The organism is Tenacibaculum sp. SM2510, from assembly GCF_057002845.1.
On record NZ_CP192703.1, the window covers coordinates 800,658 to 818,150 of the forward strand.

General features: G+C 31.5%; 16 protein-coding genes and 1 other RNA gene. 12 read left to right on the forward strand and 5 right to left on the reverse strand.

Features of this window, described 5'->3' with window-relative positions; all coding sequences use genetic code 11:
• Positions 1–3: 3 nt before the first annotated feature.
• The 11 genes from ACQ629_RS03525 (at position 4) to ACQ629_RS03575 (ending at position 13,261) form a co-directional block, all read left to right on the forward strand.
• Positions 4–1,413, forward strand: coding sequence for an ArnT family glycosyltransferase (locus ACQ629_RS03525; RefSeq protein WP_483706567.1), 1,410 nt, complete (start codon positions 4–6; stop codon positions 1,411–1,413).
• A 145-nt stretch (positions 1,414–1,558) separates the two neighbouring features.
• Positions 1,559–1,906: a 50S ribosomal protein L19 gene (gene rplS / locus ACQ629_RS03530; RefSeq protein WP_483706568.1), complete on the forward strand. Its 348-nt coding sequence runs from the start codon at positions 1,559–1,561 to the stop codon at positions 1,904–1,906.
• Positions 1,907–2,605: 699 nt separating this feature from the next.
• Positions 2,606–4,831: an NADP-dependent isocitrate dehydrogenase gene (locus tag ACQ629_RS03535; RefSeq protein ID WP_483706569.1), complete on the forward strand. Its 2,226-nt coding sequence runs from the start codon at positions 2,606–2,608 to the stop codon at positions 4,829–4,831.
• A 131-nt stretch (positions 4,832–4,962) separates the two neighbouring features.
• Positions 4,963–5,778 carry an N-acetylmuramic acid 6-phosphate etherase gene (gene murQ / locus ACQ629_RS03540; RefSeq protein ID WP_483706570.1) on the forward strand — a complete coding sequence of 272 codons (816 nt, stop codon included), beginning with the start codon at positions 4,963–4,965 and terminating at the stop codon, positions 5,776–5,778.
• The gene (locus ACQ629_RS03545; protein ID WP_483706571.1) at positions 5,771–6,010 is read left to right on the forward strand and encodes a DUF6095 family protein; all 240 of its coding nucleotides are present in this window, start codon (positions 5,771–5,773) and stop codon (positions 6,008–6,010) included. The genes murQ and ACQ629_RS03545 overlap by 8 nt, the downstream gene beginning before the upstream one ends.
• Position 6,011: 1 nt before the next feature.
• Positions 6,012–7,070, forward strand: coding sequence for a D-alanine--D-alanine ligase (locus ACQ629_RS03550; RefSeq protein ID WP_483706572.1), 1,059 nt, complete (start codon positions 6,012–6,014; stop codon positions 7,068–7,070).
• A gap of 111 nt (positions 7,071–7,181) precedes the next feature.
• Entirely contained in the window at positions 7,182–8,117 is a 936-nt protein-coding gene (locus tag ACQ629_RS03555; protein ID WP_483706573.1) for a hypothetical protein, read from the forward strand.
• Positions 8,118–8,151: 34 nt separating this feature from the next.
• Positions 8,152–8,856, forward strand: a complete 705-nt coding sequence (locus ACQ629_RS03560; RefSeq protein ID WP_483706574.1) for a hypothetical protein — start codon at positions 8,152–8,154, stop codon at positions 8,854–8,856.
• Positions 8,857–8,973: 117 nt separating this feature from the next.
• Positions 8,974–10,167 (forward strand): hypothetical protein, encoded by a 1,194-nt coding sequence (locus ACQ629_RS03565; RefSeq protein WP_483706575.1) that lies wholly within the window; start codon positions 8,974–8,976, stop codon positions 10,165–10,167.
• A complete protein-coding gene (locus tag ACQ629_RS03570) occupies positions 10,164–11,327 on the forward strand; it encodes a T9SS type B sorting domain-containing protein (RefSeq protein WP_483706576.1) in 1,164 nt (387 codons plus the stop codon). The genes ACQ629_RS03565 and ACQ629_RS03570 overlap by 4 nt, the downstream gene beginning before the upstream one ends.
• Before the next feature lie 602 nt (positions 11,328–11,929).
• The gene (locus tag ACQ629_RS03575; RefSeq protein WP_483706577.1) at positions 11,930–13,261 is read left to right on the forward strand and encodes a hypothetical protein; all 1,332 of its coding nucleotides are present in this window, start codon (positions 11,930–11,932) and stop codon (positions 13,259–13,261) included.
• Positions 13,262–13,378: 117 nt separating this feature from the next.
• On the opposite strand, the gene ACQ629_RS03580 is transcribed toward ACQ629_RS03575, so the two are convergent.
• On the reverse strand, positions 13,379–13,942 hold the full coding sequence (locus ACQ629_RS03580) for a DinB family protein (RefSeq protein WP_483706578.1): 564 nt from the start codon (positions 13,940–13,942) through the stop codon (positions 13,379–13,381).
• Positions 13,943–14,110: 168 nt separating this feature from the next.
• Here ACQ629_RS03580 and ACQ629_RS03585 point away from each other — a divergent pair, with 168 nt between their 5' ends.
• Positions 14,111–14,842: a hypothetical protein gene (locus ACQ629_RS03585; protein ID WP_483706579.1), complete on the forward strand. Its 732-nt coding sequence runs from the start codon at positions 14,111–14,113 to the stop codon at positions 14,840–14,842.
• Positions 14,843–15,025: 183 nt separating this feature from the next.
• Here ACQ629_RS03585 and rny read toward each other — a convergent pair whose 3' ends face one another.
• The 4 genes from rny to ACQ629_RS03605 all read right to left on the reverse strand — a co-directional run bounded on the left by rny (position 15,026) and on the right by ACQ629_RS03605 (position 17,396).
• A complete protein-coding gene (gene rny / locus ACQ629_RS03590) occupies positions 15,026–16,591 on the reverse strand; it encodes a ribonuclease Y (protein WP_483706580.1) in 1,566 nt (521 codons plus the stop codon).
• 49 nt (positions 16,592–16,640) lie between these two features.
• Positions 16,641–16,749: non-coding RNA, 6S RNA (gene ssrS, locus ACQ629_RS03595), on the reverse strand.
• 55 nt (positions 16,750–16,804) lie between these two features.
• Positions 16,805–17,092, reverse strand: a complete 288-nt coding sequence (locus tag ACQ629_RS03600; RefSeq protein WP_218773341.1) for a cell division protein ZapA — start codon at positions 17,090–17,092, stop codon at positions 16,805–16,807.
• Between the two features lie 13 nt (positions 17,093–17,105).
• The gene (locus tag ACQ629_RS03605) at positions 17,106–17,396 is read right to left on the reverse strand and encodes a hypothetical protein (protein WP_483706581.1); all 291 of its coding nucleotides are present in this window, start codon (positions 17,394–17,396) and stop codon (positions 17,106–17,108) included.
• Positions 17,397–17,493 lie beyond the last annotated feature (97 nt).

The following is a 17,493-nucleotide window of genomic DNA, read 5'->3' on the forward strand; positions in this document are numbered from 1 at the left end:
TAAATGCGTAACCTAATCAATAAGAAAAACTTTTTTGCCATCACTGTACTTCTCTTAATACTATGGAGAGGTTTTTTAAACGCTGTAGTTCCATTAATGGATAAAACAGAAGCTCGTTATGCAGAGATTGCCAGAATAATGGCAGAAACAAACGACTACATAACACCGCAAATAGATTACGGAGTTCCGTTTTGGGCAAAACCACCACTTTCTACTTGGTTATCTGCTTTAAGTTTTGATATTTTCGGAGTTTCTGAGTTTACTGTAAGGTTGCCATACTTATTATTAAGTATTTTACTAATATTCTTAATTGGTAAATATGCCAAAAGAGAAAATCTTTCGTTTTTTTTACCAGGATTTATAGCACTTACTATTCCTGAATTTTTAATTCATGCCGGCGTAGTTTCTACTGATACTTCTTTAGCTTTTTGTGTAGCCTTAGTAATGCTTTCTTTTTGGGAAGCCATACATCATCCAGAAAAACCTATTTGGAAATATTTAATTTTTGTTGGTTTCGGATTAGGATTATTAGCCAAAGGACCTATTATTTTTATTTTAACCTTGCCTCCTATTTTTATGTGGACGCTAATTTCAAAATCATTTAAAAAAGTATTTAAAACATTTCCTTATCTCTTAGGAATACTAATAATGGCACTAATTGCAATTCCCTGGTATTATTTAGCAGAACAAAAAACACCTGGGTTTATCGATTATTTTATCGTTGGTGAGCACTTTAGTCGATTTTTTGATAGTAGTTGGTCTGGTGATAAATATGGTTTTCCGAAACAACAACCTTTAGGAATGATTTGGATTTTCCTTTTATTGTTTGCCTTACCTTGGGTTCAAGTAATCATTGGCAAACTATGGAAAAACCGCACAGAATTATTTTCTAACAAATGGGTATTATTTTTAAGTGCTTGGCTTATCTGGACACCACTGTTCTTCACCGTTTCTAAAAGTTTAATTCACCCATACATATTACCTATATTAATTCCGATTGCACTTTTAGCTGTTCATTTTTGGAAAGACATCAAACAAAAAACAGCAATAATAACAATTAGTTTAATCGTACCTATTGCAACTATTTTGGTTTATAGTTTTGGTTTGATAAATAATAATATGGAAACATATGCAAATTCTGATAAATATTTCATTCAGGATTCTTGCAAAAAAGATATTCAGATTTATCATTACAAAACAAAAAGCTACTCTAGTCAGTTTTATTCTAAAGGAAAGGTTAAATCTATAAAAGTAAAAGAATTAGAGACTATTTCAAAAAGTGAGATCCCGTTTTATCTAATAATATCAAAAAAGAATTTAAAAAAAACAAACATAGTCAGCAACCTTAATTACAATTTAATAGCTAGTAATAAAAAGAAAAACATCTATCTGTTTAGTTCCAAAAATAATTAATTGTAAAGCTGTTTTATAAAGTGAAAAATATTATGAAACAAAAGTTCGTATTTTATAATATTTTAATTAATTTTGCAGCCATAAATTAACCTCTGACGAAGATATCGTGAATGTTGTTTTATAAAATCATATAAATATCATTACAATGGATTTAGTTAAATTTGTTCAAGACGAGTTTGTAACAAGAAATGAATTACCAGAATTTTCGGCTGGAGACACACTTACAGTGTATTACGAAATTAGAGAAGGTGAAAAAGTACGTACGCAGTTCTTTAGAGGAGTAGTAATCCAAAAAAGAGGTGTTGGTGCTTCTGAAACTTTTACAATCAGAAAGATGTCTGGTACTGTAGGAGTTGAACGTATCTTCCCTGTAAACTTACCTGCTATTCAAAAAATAGAAGTAAACAAAAAAGGTATTGTACGTAGAGCACGTATCTTTTACTTTAGAGGTCTTACTGGTAAGAAAGCAAGAATTAAAGAAAGAAGAGGTTAAGATTTACTTCTTAATTCGATTTATAAAAAAGCGTTGTGATTTTCACAACGCTTTTTTTATTCACAATTGTTAACAACTTCAGTTCATATAGTGTTGATATCTAAATTATTAAAAATTATTATAGTAAGATATAAGTATGTATTTTTACAATAGAGTTTATATTAATAGCTAGTATTAGTTCATAGCTTAATAATCGCTACTATAAACTCGTTAAAGAAATGTTCTTTATATATTATTTTTAAACATTTTTAGTTTGATTATCTAATTGAATATAATATAAGTTGTTTTTATAAATTACAACGATTTATTAGACATTATTGATGACAGCATAAAAAATTAAAAATAATGAAACATAATTTTAAAGATATGTTTCGATTTAAAATAGGAAAGTAGTCTTTTCATAAAGAGAAGCATAGAACATTGTTCTATTTGGTAAGCACAGCAATACATATCAATACAACTACTATTTTAAAGAAAGCCATGTTATTACAAGAAATTGTTTAATATGGCTTTTACTTTTAAGAAAAACAACCTACTAAATCTTCCTTTTTTTTATCAAATCCATAATAAAACACCCTAATTAATAACGTTTTACCATGTAAAAACTCATCTGTAATTCTTAAATTTGCAATACTTCAAAAATAAAATTAATGATTACTGTGTGTATTTTTAATAATACCACCTTAAAACAACTAATATATGAGCAAAACTGCTAAAATCATGTACACTAAAACGGATGAAGCTCCAGCATTAGCTACACGTTCGTTTTTACCGATTGTAAAAGCTTTTACAAAATCATCTAATATAGAAATAGAAACAAAAGATATTTCTCTTGCAGGACGTATTCTTGCTAATTTCTCAGATTTCCTTACGAAAGAGCAACAAGTAGAGGATGCTTTAACCTTTTTAGGTGATTTAGCTAAAAGACCAGAAGCAAACATTATTAAATTACCTAATATTTCTGCTTCTGTACCTCAATTAAAAGCAGCTATCAAAGAATTACAAGCTTTAGGATATGCTTTGCCAGATTTCCCTGAAGAAGCTAACTCTGAAGAAGAAAAAGCAATTTTAGTACGTTATAATAAAATTAAAGGATCTGCAGTAAATCCTGTTTTACGTGAAGGAAACTCAGATCGTAGAGCACCAAAAGCAGTAAAAAACTACGCAAAAAAGAATCCGCATTCAATGGGAGCTTGGAGCCCTAGCTCAGAAACGCATGTTGCAACAATGACTAGCGGAGATTTTGCACACACTGAAAAATCAGTTACTCTAAAAAATGCTACTGATGTAAAAATTGTACATACTGATGCTAACGGAACAAAAACTACTTTAAAAGAAAAAGTTTCTTTATTAGATGGTGAAGTTATAGACGGATCTGTAATGAATAAAAAAGCTTTATTAGCCTTTTTAGCAGAGCAAATTGCAGATACGAAAGAAAAAGGATTGTTATTTTCATTACATATGAAAGCAACCATGATGAAGGTTTCTGACCCTATCATTTTTGGACATGCAGTTCGTGTTTTCTTTAAAGACTTATTTGCTAAACACAACGCTACTTTCGAAGAAATTGGAGTTGATGTAAATAACGGATTCGGTAACTTACTAAGTAACCTAGAAGCGTTATCAGCAGATAAAAAAGCAACGATTTTAGCAGATATTGAAGCTATTTATGCAAACAATCCTGATGTTGCAATGGTAAATTCTGATAAAGGAATTACCAACTTACACGTACCTTCGGATGTTATTATTGATGCATCTATGCCAGCAATGATTCGCACATCGGGACAAATGTGGAACAAAGCAGGAAAACAACAAGACACAAAAGCAGTAATTCCTGATAGTTCTTACGCCTCATTATACCAAGCTACTATAGATTTCTGTAAAGAAAACGGTGCGTTCGATCCTACCACAATGGGAACAGTTCCTAATGTTGGTTTAATGGCTCAAAAAGCTGAAGAATATGGATCACATGATAAAACTTTCGAAATCGCATCAAACGGAACAGTTAATGTAATTGATGCAAACGGAAAAACCTTAATTTCTCACGAAGTGGAACAAGGTGATATCTGGAGAATGTGTCAAACAAAAGATGCACCAATTCAAGACTGGGTTAAATTAGCTGTTACTAGAGCTAGAGCTACTAAAGCACCTGCTGTTTTTTGGTTAGATGAAAACAGAGCTCACGATGCTGAAATCATCAAAAAAGTAGAAAAATACTTGGCAGATCACGACACTAACGGTTTAGATATTTTTATTATGTCTATTCCTGAAGCAACTACTTTTACTTTAGAAAGAGTTAAACAAGGTGAAGAAACTATTTCCGTAACCGGAAATGTATTACGTGATTATTTAACTGATTTATTTCCTATTTTAGAATTAGGTACCTCTGCAAAAATGTTATCAATCGTTCCATTAATGAATGGTGGTGGCTTATTTGAAACTGGTGCTGGAGGTTCTGCTCCGAAACACGTTGAGCAATTAGTTAACGAAAACCACTTACGTTGGGATTCTTTAGGTGAATTTTTAGCTTTAGCCGTTTCTTTAGAGCATTTAGGTGAAACGAATAGCAATAGTAAAGCAAAAGTATTAGCTGAAACTTTAGATGACGCTACTGATAAATTGTTAGACAACAGAAAAGGGCCTTCTAGAAGAACTGGAGAATTAGATAATAGAGGTTCTCATTTTTACTTAGCAATGTATTGGGCACAAGCGTTAGCTTCTCAAACTAAAGATGCTGATTTAAAAGCGCAGTTTGCTCCTATTGCAGATAAAATGGCAGCAAACGAAACTGTTATTGTTAATGAGTTAAACGCTGTACAAGGAAAGCAAGCTTTAATTGGTGGTTATTATGAACCAACAGATAATTTAGCTGATGCAATTATGAAACCGAGTGTTACTTTAAATACTATTTTACAAAGTATTTAATTTTTTAAATTATATATTATAAAAGCAGGTGATAAATCACCTGCTTTTTTTGTGCTATAAAAACACTACTAATAACAATTTGAAACACATGCTGTTTCTTTTTTTTGTTTTATTATTGCTAAATTTGAAATATGAAATTCACAAAAACAACCGAGCAATCTTCAAAATATAATCATTTAGAAAAAATGAGTATTTCTGAATTATTATCAAACATTAACATCGAAGACAAAACAGTTCCTTTAGCTGTAGAAAAAGCATTGCCTCAAATAGAAAAACTAACAATTCAAATAGTTTCAAAATTAAAAGAAGGAGGTAAATTATTTTATATTGGCGCTGGTACAAGTGGTCGATTAGGTATTTTAGATGCTAGTGAGTGCCCTCCTACTTTTGGGGTTCCTCATGAATTGGTTATCGGACTTATTGCTGGTGGAGATATCGCCATAAGAAAAGCCGTAGAAAATGCCGAAGATTCAACAACCCAAGGTTGGATAGATTTACAAGAACATAACATATCAAATAAAGATGTAGTTATTGGTATTGCTGCCTCAGGTACTACTCCCTATGTAATTGCTGCTTTAGAAAAATGTAATGAAAACAACATCATTACAGGCTGTATTACTTGTAACGAAGGCAGTCCGGTAGCTTTAACAGCAAAATTTCCGATAGAAGTTGTCGTTGGTCCGGAATTTGTAACCGGAAGCTCACGTATGAAAGCTGGTACTGCTCAAAAACTAGTATTAAACATGTTATCTACCGCCACCATGATTCAACTAGGTAAAGTAAAAGGTAATAAAATGGTTGACATGCAATTATCAAACAAAAAATTGGTAGATAGGGGTGAAAAAATGTTAATATCCGAATTAAATATCGACCAAAAAACTGCTAGTCAATTATTAAAAAAATACGGAAACGTGCGTACTGTAATTAAAAACTATCCGAATGAATAAGACAAAAACATTTGACACCGTTGTAAGAAAATTTGTTTTTCTATTAGGGCTATTAATCTTATCTCCTATTGTATTAAGTTTCGGTTTTAAAGCTTTTAGAATTTACACAAAAGCACCTGAAACTTATATTGCTTATGTATTATTAACTTTAGGTACTTTTTTAATTTTATTTACTGTATACTTCGGCTTTAAAACAATAAAGGCTTTTTTAGATTATTTATTTCAAAAATAACTTGAGAAAAAATTCTACTATACAGAAACTTACAAAATGGGAACACTGGCCAACAGCTATGTTTTATGTTCCTAATTTACCATATGCTTTTTATTTAGCTTTTAAAGCCAAACACCTTGCCTTTTTTAGTGCTGTAAATCCGGCCATAAAAAGCTCTGGAAACGGCACCGAAAGCAAGTACGAAACTACCATGCTAATTCCTGAAAAGTACAGACCTAAATCGATATTAGTAACACCTAATAACGATTTTAATAGTGTTTTAGCTAAGATGCAACAGCTACAAATCACGTTTCCTTTAATAGCGAAACCGGACATTGGCTTTAGAGGTTTATTGGTGAAGAAAATATATTCTAAAACTGACTTAAAAGAATACTTAAATAAATATAAAATCAATATCATTATTCAGGAATTTCTTGATTTTGAAAATGAATGTGGTGTGTTTTACCATCGTAATCCACAAAACAATAAAGGCCACATTAGCTCTTTAACTTTAAAGCGTTTTCTATCTGTCGTAGGAGATGGAAAATCTTCTTTAAAAGAACTAATTTTAAATGATGATAGAGCCAAGTTATATATTGAATTATTTACCGAAATTCATCAAGAAAAACTAGCTAAAATCCCTCAAAAAAAAGAACTCATAAGGCTAACTGCAATCGGAAATCACTCTAAAGGAACACAGTTTTTAAATGGAAATCACTTAATCAATGAAAGTTTAATAAAAACTTTCGACAAACTAAGTATAGCAATTCCTGGATGGTATTATGGTAGAGTCGATTTAAAATACAATTCTTTTTCAGCTTTAGAAAATGGTAGTGATTTTAAAATTATTGAGATAAACGGTATTCTAGCAGAACCTACACATATATATGACGCTGAAAACTATACTTATTTCAAAGCTCTTAAATGTATAAGAACTCACTGGAAAAGCATATACGAAATAGCTACCACGAACAATAAAGAGTTTAGAACTCCTTATAAAAGTTCGAAAGTTTTTGCTAATGAAATGTTAGAATTAAAAAAATATATCTCGAAACTAAAAAACACCTACACCCCTAGATAAAATGACCAAAACACTAAATAACAACAGCTTGAATTTTTTATTTATCAAAATAAAATTTTTATTTAATAAAATTTTCGTTATTATTGTGTAGCTAATCACCCAAGTAATTATATGAAGACAAAACTATTTTTACTCTTTATTATTTTAATTAACAGCACTATTTACGGCCAAATAAAGGTAGGTGATAATCCGTCATTAATTCACTCCAATTCTATTCTAGAATTAGAAAGCACCAATCAAGCATTAGTTATAACTCGTATGTCAGAGGCACAAATGAATGCGATGTCTCCACTTAGAGGTGCATTAGTGTTTAATGTAAACGCAAACTGTGTGTTTTTATTTGATGGACTACTTTGGCAAAACCTATGCAACTCTAATATAAAAGTTACCACAAACACCACCGCACCAACAGATAATAACATAGGTGATTTTTGGATTAACGACTCAGAGAACAATTTAACTAGTATCTGGGACGGTTCAAATTGGATTTCGATAGACAACAACCCAAGGCGAGGCTCAGGGCCGCCAAATACATCAACCGCTGCAAATCCTTTAGCAGGTGATGTGTATGTAGATAATACTACTGGATATATTTATGCCTTCGATGGTGTAAATTGGGTGAATTCAAACATTATACCAACAGCAAATAACGGATTACTTATAGATAGTAGTAACACTATACAATTGGGTGGTATATTAATAAAACCAACCACTATTCAAACCGATATAACAAACACACTTGCTATTACAGGTCTAGAAGATGGAGACTTAACTACAGATGACGTAATTACAGTTAACCGAACAAATGGTACCTTAAGAAAAGTACCCTCTTCAAGATTATTTAATGAAGAAGTAGCTGAAATTACTGCCTTTGATGGACAAGTACAGTTTAGCCCGCCTTTAAGTATTGAAGATGCTAAAAAAATTAATGTATACAGAAATGGTGTTCGGATAGATTTCACTATCGTAAACATAAATACCATACAACTTGAACCTGAAGCAACTTGTTACTTAGGGGATCAAATAAGAATCGTACAATTTTATTAACTAAAACCAATTATTAACTTTAAAATAATTAATTATGACCAAAATTACAAACAAATTTAAAATCGCAATCGCTGCAATCGCTTTTATGAGCTATGGTGCAGTAAACGCACAAACTGCAGGAGGTGCAACTACTTCTCTTGGAAAAGGAGCTGAAGCTGCAGCTGATGCTCAAGGAGGGCATGTTAGAGTTATTGATAACAAAGGAACAAAAAAGTTTCTTACTTCAAATAACGGTATTACAATGTTTACAGATAACGCACCCGATGGAGGTATTGTTACCACTTGGCAACTTGGAGGTACTTTAACTGAAAGTACTATTATTGATACTAATGGTCAGACATTTGCTATTACTGGTACTGCTGATGCATCAGCTGATGCCGCTGCTACGGCATATGATGCAACTGGATATACCTTAGTTGTGAGAGACGAAGCTACAGGAGAAATGAAAAAATTATTGGTTACCGATCTTATTACCAGTGGTCAAACTTATTTTACTGCTGCTAATAATCAACTTACATATGATGTTTCTGCAGTAACTGCCACACCAACAATGGCTGGGGCTCAAATCCCTTTACCTGAATACAGTAAAGTATGGGTTTATAGAAATGGTGCTAAATTAATTGCAGGTGTAGATTACACAATAGCTGCTAGTACTGTTACACTTGACCCTAGTGGTAGTGTAGGTGGTGCTTGGGCTGTATATGCAGGTGATATTATAGAAGTTCAATATTATAAATAATTAATTTTCATTATAAATTATATTAAAGTTAAAGAAAAGTTGGTTGAAAAATCAACCAACTTTTTGTTATAACTTCTATCAATGAACCTATAATTTTTTTACATATACATGGTATAAATGTCTCAAACTAAAAAATATATATACTCACTCCTTATCTTATTATTAAGTTTAGTTAATACATCTTTCGCCCAAGAGGTTAAGGTTATTGACAATAAAGGAACCATAAATAATATAAAAAACACACGTGTGTTTACTGGAACAAAACCAGCAAATGCTGATGTTGTAACTGGAGATATATATTTTGATGTATACCCTAACCCTACTTCTATAGAAATTTGGGATGGTAACAATACTGAATGGAGAACATTAACTAGTAATAGCAACCATACAGGTACTACGGGATCTGTTTTTTTTGCAAATACCGATGGCACACCTACAGAAAACAATTCTCAACTTTTTTTTAACAATTCTAATAATCGATTTGGGATTGGAACAAATACACCAACAAATAAACTTCAGGTTACTGGTGCAATTAGGTCTGCAGGAATGTTAAACTCAGATGGTAATGCAGGAGAACCTGCTTATCGTTTTAATAATGACACTAATACAGGTATGTACAGGCCTGCTACAGATGAACTAAGTTTTAGTGCAGGCGGAATTGAAGCTATAAACATCGATGAAACAGCTAATGTAACAAAAGTTACGATTAGAGAAAATTTAGAATTAGATGGTACTTTACTAGATATTAATAACAATGCAGGAACAGCTGGCCAAATACTATCATCTACAGCCACTGGTGTTGATTGGATTGATAATACTAGTGGAGGCAGTAATACAGTTACAGAATCTACAAATGTAACCGAAAGAACACCTGCTACGTTTACATTTCCAGTAGGCTATACGCCTTTAGAAGCTGATGTTTTTATATTTTCACTTGCTTCAGGCAACCATAAAGATGTTTTTATATACAACGATGGCACATGGGTTCAGATAACACCTACTAAAGCTGATAAAGCTATTTACTTACCTCCTATTGAAATAAATGTTGAGTTAGGGACTACAACTCTAGTAGATCTTTATATTCAATACCTTAATCAATTTAACACTCCACAAGTTGTTGGTGCTGGCGCACCTGCTAGTATTCATTCATACAATAGAGATGAATTTTATTATTATGTAACCTATTATGATAACAGTGCCGGGCTTATAGGTTCAGTTACTATAGATAGCGATGGAAACATGACAATAACCTCTTCTAACCCAGCTCTTTCAACATCTGCTTTATTTAATATAGTTTTAGTTGTTAAATGATAAAACACAAAAAACATATCATAACCTTATTTTTAATAAGCCTAAGTTTACTATGCTCAGCACAGGCTGCATTTCAAAACTATGGTACTATACAATTACATGACAATGCTAAAATAGGCTTTCATACCGATTTAATAAACAACGGAACTTTTAATAACAACAGAGGATTGGCTGGTTTTTACAGTGATAATATTACCCGAGTTGTTACAGGTAGTAACATGCCTGTTTTTTACGATGTTGATATAGATACCTATAATGATTTAGAACTTCAAATATCAATGGGAGTTACCAATGAATTAAGTTTTATAAACGGTAAAATTTTAACTGATAAAAACGATTTATCTGTTTCTTTAAATTTTATAAATCACAATTTTTATGCTGGTGAAGACGACGACAGGTATGTTGATGGCTATTCACAAGTTGAAGGCTTAAACGAATTTTCATTTCCTATTGGAGACGATAATCGCATAAGGCCTATGATTTTACCAGAACAAAATCAGAGTACCACATTTAAGGGAGCTTATTTTTATGAAGACCCTAACTCACCAATGACATTTAGCACTTCATTTTTAACAGATCAAAGGCAAATATTCATTGAAAATATAAACACAAATGAATTTTGGGATCTCGACGGAGCTACTGAAACTACCGTAACATTAACCTGGGATGTTTTTAGCTATATACCTGGTATGACCGACAAAATAGAAAACCTACGTGTTGTAGGTTGGAGCAGTGTAATAAATAAATGGGTAGATCTTGGTCGCACCGCTGTATCAGGTAGTGTAATTAAAGGCCAGGTAACCTCTAATAATTTTATACCCGATAATTACGATGTAATTACAATAGGTTCCAACTTTTCTGATGGTAACCTAGACAGTGTAAACATTATATTTACTCCTAACGGAGATACCACAAACGAAACCTTAGTATTTGAAGGTTTAGAACAATATGATAAAAGCCATCTTGAAGTATATAACCGATGGGGTATATTAGTGTATAAAGCTACTAATTATCAAAACGATTGGAATGGTAGATCTATGGGTAGAGCAACCATTAAAACAAACAGCGATTTACCTGTTGGTACTTACTTTTATTTATTAAAATTTGGCGATGCTACTTTATCAAAACAACAAAAAGGTTGGGTTTACATACATAGGTAATTATTTACTTCACCATTCCATTAGCATATCTCTCTAAATTGCTGTACATTCCTAAATAAATGTGCTAATTAACTAAACTCTTTATTACCCTCTTCTTTTTTACATCAAATCTATAATTTCTTACACACCATATAGATTCAATAAAGATAACTAACAGTCTTTTTAGAACTTTTGCTCTGATTTTTCAATAACCAAATAATATAGCAAAACACCCTTCGTATGCAAACTATAAGACATAATTAATTCCTTAAAAATCCAATTACTTTACGATTTTTTACAAAAAAAATAAAAAAAACCACGTTAAATTTAATTCAAAATAGTGGTGAAATTCTCTTAAAAATAGAAATATGTAAAAATACATGCTATTAAAAAAATAATGCTGTAAAAAAATTCACCGATATAATAAACTTAATTAAACATAGTGCTAAAATTCATTCTTATACTAAACATTGAATATTTTCCTTTACAAAAAAATATTATATTAGCAATCTGTAATAAAAAATTACAGTAATTAGAATTCTATATTTAAAACAATAAAACTAAAAATATTTACCATATTACCCCACTTGTTTATGGTATTTTTTACATTAACCTTCCCCTATATGCAACCATATTATACATTACTAAAACTATTTATTAGTTCCCTTGCCTTAATATCTCCTTTTTTAGTTTCTTCACAAGAAATTAGAGTTATAGATAATAAAGGTACCATACAGTTTGTTAATAACAACAATGTTACCTCTGGAGCAGAACCTACAACCCCTTTAGAAGCAGATGTTTGGTTTGATACAACTGTTACACCTAATGTTATTAAAATAAGAGATAATGGCGTGTGGAGACCTATTTTAGACAACGGTAAATGGGCCTTAACCGGAAACGCTACTACCAACCCTACTACTAATTTTTTAGGCACTACAGATGCACAAGATTTGGTTTTTAGAACCAATAATTTAGAACGCATGAGAATTACTAATGATCGTGGCCAATTAAGAATAAATCAAGCTCCTGTTTTTAATAATCATCCACTTGTAATACGTGCTAACGGAAGTGATATACTAGCCTTTCAGGATAATACAGGTACACCAAGATGGCATTGGAATCTTTTAGCTAGTGGTTTAAACTTTGTAGAAAGCAATGTTGCCGATTACAGACTTTTTCTTGAAATAGGTGGAAATGTAGGTGTAAACACAAATGCCCCTACAGAACGTTTAGATATTAATGGTAAACTACGCATACGAGATATTGTTACAACTACTGCAAACAATGATATTTTAACAACTACAGCTACTGGTGTTGTAGAAAAAAAAGTAGGCTCTAAGTATGAAAATACATGGCTTGGAAAAGATGATGATTTAACGGCTGATAAAAACGATACTGAAATATATAAAAACGGAAAAGTTGGTGTTGGAGATTTTTCTGGTGCTAGCACTATTGATGCTCAACTACACGTAAAAAGTACTACTGTGCCTTTTAAAATTCAACCCAATACAACTACTCCTGCTGGAACTAGTGGTGGCCAAATGTTTGTAGACAATACAAATGGTATTTTATATATATTCGACGGCACAAGAAACAAGTGGTTAAGCGTAGACAGAACCATGGTAGGTTGGGGAAGAAACAATGCTACTACAACAAATGAATATTTAAGACAATTTAACGGAGCGTTATCTAGCGATAATGGATGGAGAATGATTAGAAACGGTACAATAACAGCCATCAGTGCTCAGAGTAATATTAATCAAAACTGGACCTTGGAAATTCGTAAAAATGATGCTACCGCTGTTATTACATCTATAACCATGACTGGTGTACAAGGAAACCACAACAATACAATTAATGTAAATATTAATGAAGGTGACTTTATACAAGCATATTGTAATGGTACTAGTGTAGATTTTCCTGAAGTTTTAATTGAAATAGCCTGGAGAAAATAATTTTACATAAAAAATACCTAAATTTAGGCAGCAATTAGTTATGCTTTATCTTAGGTGTATTAAACATTCGTAATTTAAAACTTATAAAGATTTAGCATCAATTTATGCTTAACACCTCTAGTTTACAAATACTTTTTTTGGTGTTGTTGGGTTGTAACCAAAATCGGCATCAGGCAGTGCTATTTCTAGTTGATTTACTATAAAACCAATACTTGCAAAATGATGTATTGCATGGCTGTGTGCTTGCATTAATGCACTTGCTAAAGTGTAATTTACTGTTATTTTCCCTGTACCTAAATCATCCGTAACCGCAACAATAACATCATAATCTGCAACTTTTAAAGAATGTAATTGCCTTAAAACATCATTAAAATATTCAATTCCGAATTTAGTTTGCTCCTCTGCTAGCTGATTTCTTTCTCTGTCTGAAAAATCAACAACCTTATTCTCTACCCCATTAAAAAGACAAACAAAAACATCTAAAACATGACGCATATTTGCACCTATACTCGAATAATAGGGTGCTATTGATGTGTTACTGTATTGCTCATCAGAAATAGCGCTTAATAGTTTTATTCCTCTTCGCAAATTTTTATCAATAGCATCAATCATTTTTTTGTGGGATTTAAAAGTAAGGTGTATAAATATAGCGTTTTTAATAACTAAAATAAAGTATTTCATCACATTCGGTTAAAAAACTAAAAATCAACACCATACCTACCACTAAACTATCTTTTACTTTAAAATATAAATACCCTATTTTATTTTTGGCACGTTCTTTGAAAATTATCAATCAAATGCGGAAGCCGAAAAGCAAATAGAGTAAGCAAAACCCTAAATTTAGCAATTATGAAAAAAGGGATACTTTTATTATTAGCAATTATGTCATTAGCAACTGTTAATGCTGAAAACATAAATAAATCAACAAATAAAGTTGGGGTTACAAACCGTTACAACGACGTTGTTACCTTTATTGAAAGAGATGTTCAATTTCACGTATTTTTAAACGGTGATTTTGACTTTAATACACACTATAGAAACTCAAGGTATGCTGATTATAACGGCAGACGTGTTAACACAAATAGCGGTGTTCGTATAGAACGAGATCGTAGGGGCCGTGTTAGGCGTGTTGGTAACACTTATATTAATTATGATGGTAGAGGAAATGTAAAAAGAATTGGTAGTGTTTATATTGATTATAGGTATGGAAAATTATCAAAAGTTGGAAATTTAAAAATTAAATATGATCGTTGGAACAATCCTCGTTTTTATGGAAATGTAAGGTATAATGATTATTGTGAAGATGATACTTATTACAACAACGGAGGCATAGACATTGGTATTAACATTGGTGGTATATTTAATTATGATGATGCTTATTTTTACAAAAGAGATTTCAGAAAGAACTACCGAAAGTATAGAGAAGATAAAAAATTCTTTTATTACAGAGCTGTTCCTAATGCGAAAACAGGAAAAAGAGGTAAGTTATTAAAAAGACGTAAAAATAAAAATTACTCAAAAAAATATCATAAAAAAAGAACAACTCCTGAGCAAAAAGGAAAGTCTAAAAGAAATAGATAAAACAAAAACGTATTGAAGCTGTCGTTCTGAACTTGATTCAGAATCACATCAGAATGGTAGTCAAATATCATAAGAATCTAAAATGGATTTCGATTCATGCAAAGCTTTAATTATTTAGATAGTTTTCTATAAAAAAAATCCTCATCAATTACGATGAGGATTTTTTAAGATTATTAATTGCTATTATTTAGCAACATTAACAGCTCTTGTTTCACGAATCACAGTAACTTTTACTTGCCCTGGATACGTCATATCATTCTGTATTTTTTGTGATATATTAAATGATAACTCAGCAGCTTTAGTATCATTTACCTTAGCACTTTCTACCATTACTCTTAATTCACGACCTGCCTGAATAGCATATGCTTTTTGCACACCACTAAATCCGAAAGCAATATCTTCTAAATCTTTTAAACGCTGAATATAAGAATCTAATACCTGACGACGTGCACCTGGTCTTGCTCCTGAAATAGCATCACAAACCTGAACGATAGGTGACAATAAACTCTTCATTTCTATCTCGTCGTGGTGAGCTCCAATGGCATTACATACATCTGGTTTTTCACCAAACTTTTCTGCCCATTGCATTCCTAATAAAGCATGCGGTAATTCACTTTCAGTTTCTGGCACCTTACCAATATCATGTAATAAACCAGCACGTTTAGCTGCTTTTGCATTTAAGCCCATTTCTGATGCCATAATACCACAAAGATTTGCTACTTCACGCGAGTGCTGTAATAAATTTTGCCCATAAGAAGAACGATATTTCATACGACCAACGATTTTTATTAATTCAGGATGTAAACCATGAATTCCTAAATCGATAACGGTACGTTTACCAACTTCTATAATTTCTTGACTAATTTGTTTTTCTGTTTTTTTAACAACCTCTTCAATTCTCGCTGGGTGAATTCTTCCGTCTGTTACTAATTTATGCATTGATAAACGAGCTATTTCTCTACGAACAGGATCAAAACAAGATAAAATAATTGCTTCAGGTGTATCATCTACAATAATTTCTACTCCCGTAGCCGCCTCTAAAGCACGAATATTACGTCCTTCACGACCAATAATTCTACCTTTAACATCGTCTGATTCTAAATTAAAAACAGATACACAGTTTTCTACAGCTTGCTCTACTCCTACTCTTTGTATGGTATTCAATACAATTTTACGAGCATCTTGTTGCGCTGTCATTTTAGCTTCTTCAATAGCATTTTGTATAAACGACATTGCATCAGCTTTTGCTTCATCTTTTAATGACGAAACTAATTCTGTTTTTGCATCTTCTGCCGATAAGCCAGAAATTTGCTCTAACATATCTACCTGACGTTTGTGCTGTTTTTCTAAATCTGATTCTTTTTTATCTAAAAAATCTAATTTATAATCAAAATCCGCTTCTTTCTTCTCTACAGATTTGTTTAATTTTTTACTTTTATCTAATTCTGAAGAAATCTGACTTTCTTTATCTCTTATTCTCTTTTCTACATCAGACATCTTTTTTTCTCTCGAAAAAATTACTTTTTCATGCTCAGATTTTAGTTCAATAAACTTTTCTTTCGCCTGTAATATTTTATCTTTCTTTATTACTTCAGCTTCTACTTTAGCTTCTTTTACAATATTTCTTGCTTGCTTTTTAGTTTGTTGTATTAACTTATTAGCGGTCGATTTTTCTAATATTTTAGCGATTATAAAACCTATTGCTATCCCTATAATTCCTGCTAGTACAGGAAATAATATTCCATCCATAATTTTAATTTGATTGTATAAAAAAAGCCTACATTAGTATGGGTTTTATAAACTCCGATAAAACAGGTTTAGGACTAACTGGCTTATCAAGGGTCCGATCTAAAATCGGCATGCTTTACGAACCAAGACTCATCCTTTCTAAATAAATAGTGTTGAGTTTAACAAACAATGTACTAATGTAGGCAGTATATTAATAATGTATTTTAAAGAACGTTACAAATGTTTATCTAACAAGTTAGCTAAATCATTTATTTTATTTATTACTTCAGTATTTTCTTTAGTATTTGTTAAAGATACTATTTCTGATTTAGATGCAAACTGCAATGCGCACATTGCCAATACATCTTGTTTATCTGATACTGCATAACTTTGTTCAAACTTAGCAATTAAATCATTAATGTTTTTTGCCGCACTACGCATCCCTTGTTCTTCATCTGTGTTTTCAACACTCAACGGGTACGTTCTTCCTGCAATTACTACATTAACTTTAATCTTTGCCATGTAAATAACTTTTTTATGAATTCAAAAGAGTAATGCATTTATCAATCTCCCGAACTAATGTATTTATTTTGAGTTTTGTTTCTCTTGTGTTTTCATTACTGCCCTCTATAGTTTTAGCAATTTTAAGCAATTTATATTCTTCTTGCTTTTTGTTTAATTCTTGCTGTTTCTCTTGTAATAAAATTTGTAACTCTGCATTATTTTGAAGCAATACCTGGTTTTCTTCTTTTAAAAACTCATACCTCGAAAGTAGGTTTTTTAACTTATCTTCCAGTAAATGAATTGCTTCTAAAGGGTTACTCATTTATTTGTGAGAATAAAACTATACTTACAAAGTTATCAATATAGAATTTAAATAACAACTATTTTATTGTTTTTTTAACAACACCCCTGATTATAAA

Bases quoted from the DNA above. Each gene is read 5' to 3' on its own strand.
- ACQ629_RS03555 (WP_483706573.1), top strand. From the start codon at position 7,182: ATGAAGACAAAACTATTTTTACTCTTTATTATTTTAATTAACAGCACT.
- ACQ629_RS03580 (WP_483706578.1), bottom strand. From the start codon at position 13,942: ATGAAATACTTTATTTTAGTTATTAAAAACGCTATATTTATACACCTT.
- ACQ629_RS03570 (WP_483706576.1), top strand. From the start codon at position 10,164: ATGATAAAACACAAAAAACATATCATAACCTTATTTTTAATAAGCCTA.
- ACQ629_RS03545 (WP_483706571.1), top strand. From the start codon at position 5,771: ATGAATAAGACAAAAACATTTGACACCGTTGTAAGAAAATTTGTTTTT.
- ACQ629_RS03565 (WP_483706575.1), top strand. From the start codon at position 8,974: ATGTCTCAAACTAAAAAATATATATACTCACTCCTTATCTTATTATTA.
- ACQ629_RS03575 (WP_483706577.1), top strand. From the start codon at position 11,930: ATGCAACCATATTATACATTACTAAAACTATTTATTAGTTCCCTTGCC.
- ACQ629_RS03605 (WP_483706581.1), bottom strand. From the start codon at position 17,396: ATGAGTAACCCTTTAGAAGCAATTCATTTACTGGAAGATAAGTTAAAA.
- ACQ629_RS03535 (WP_483706569.1), top strand. From the start codon at position 2,606: ATGAGCAAAACTGCTAAAATCATGTACACTAAAACGGATGAAGCTCCA.
- ACQ629_RS03600 (WP_218773341.1), bottom strand. From the start codon at position 17,092: ATGGCAAAGATTAAAGTTAATGTAGTAATTGCAGGAAGAACGTACCCG.
- rplS (WP_483706568.1), top strand. From the start codon at position 1,559: ATGGATTTAGTTAAATTTGTTCAAGACGAGTTTGTAACAAGAAATGAA.
- murQ (WP_483706570.1), top strand. From the start codon at position 4,963: ATGAAATTCACAAAAACAACCGAGCAATCTTCAAAATATAATCATTTA.
- ACQ629_RS03525 (WP_483706567.1), top strand. From the start codon at position 4: ATGCGTAACCTAATCAATAAGAAAAACTTTTTTGCCATCACTGTACTT.
- ACQ629_RS03560 (WP_483706574.1), top strand. From the start codon at position 8,152: ATGACCAAAATTACAAACAAATTTAAAATCGCAATCGCTGCAATCGCT.
- rny (WP_483706580.1), bottom strand. From the start codon at position 16,591: ATGGATGGAATATTATTTCCTGTACTAGCAGGAATTATAGGGATAGCA.
- ACQ629_RS03585 (WP_483706579.1), top strand. From the start codon at position 14,111: ATGAAAAAAGGGATACTTTTATTATTAGCAATTATGTCATTAGCAACT.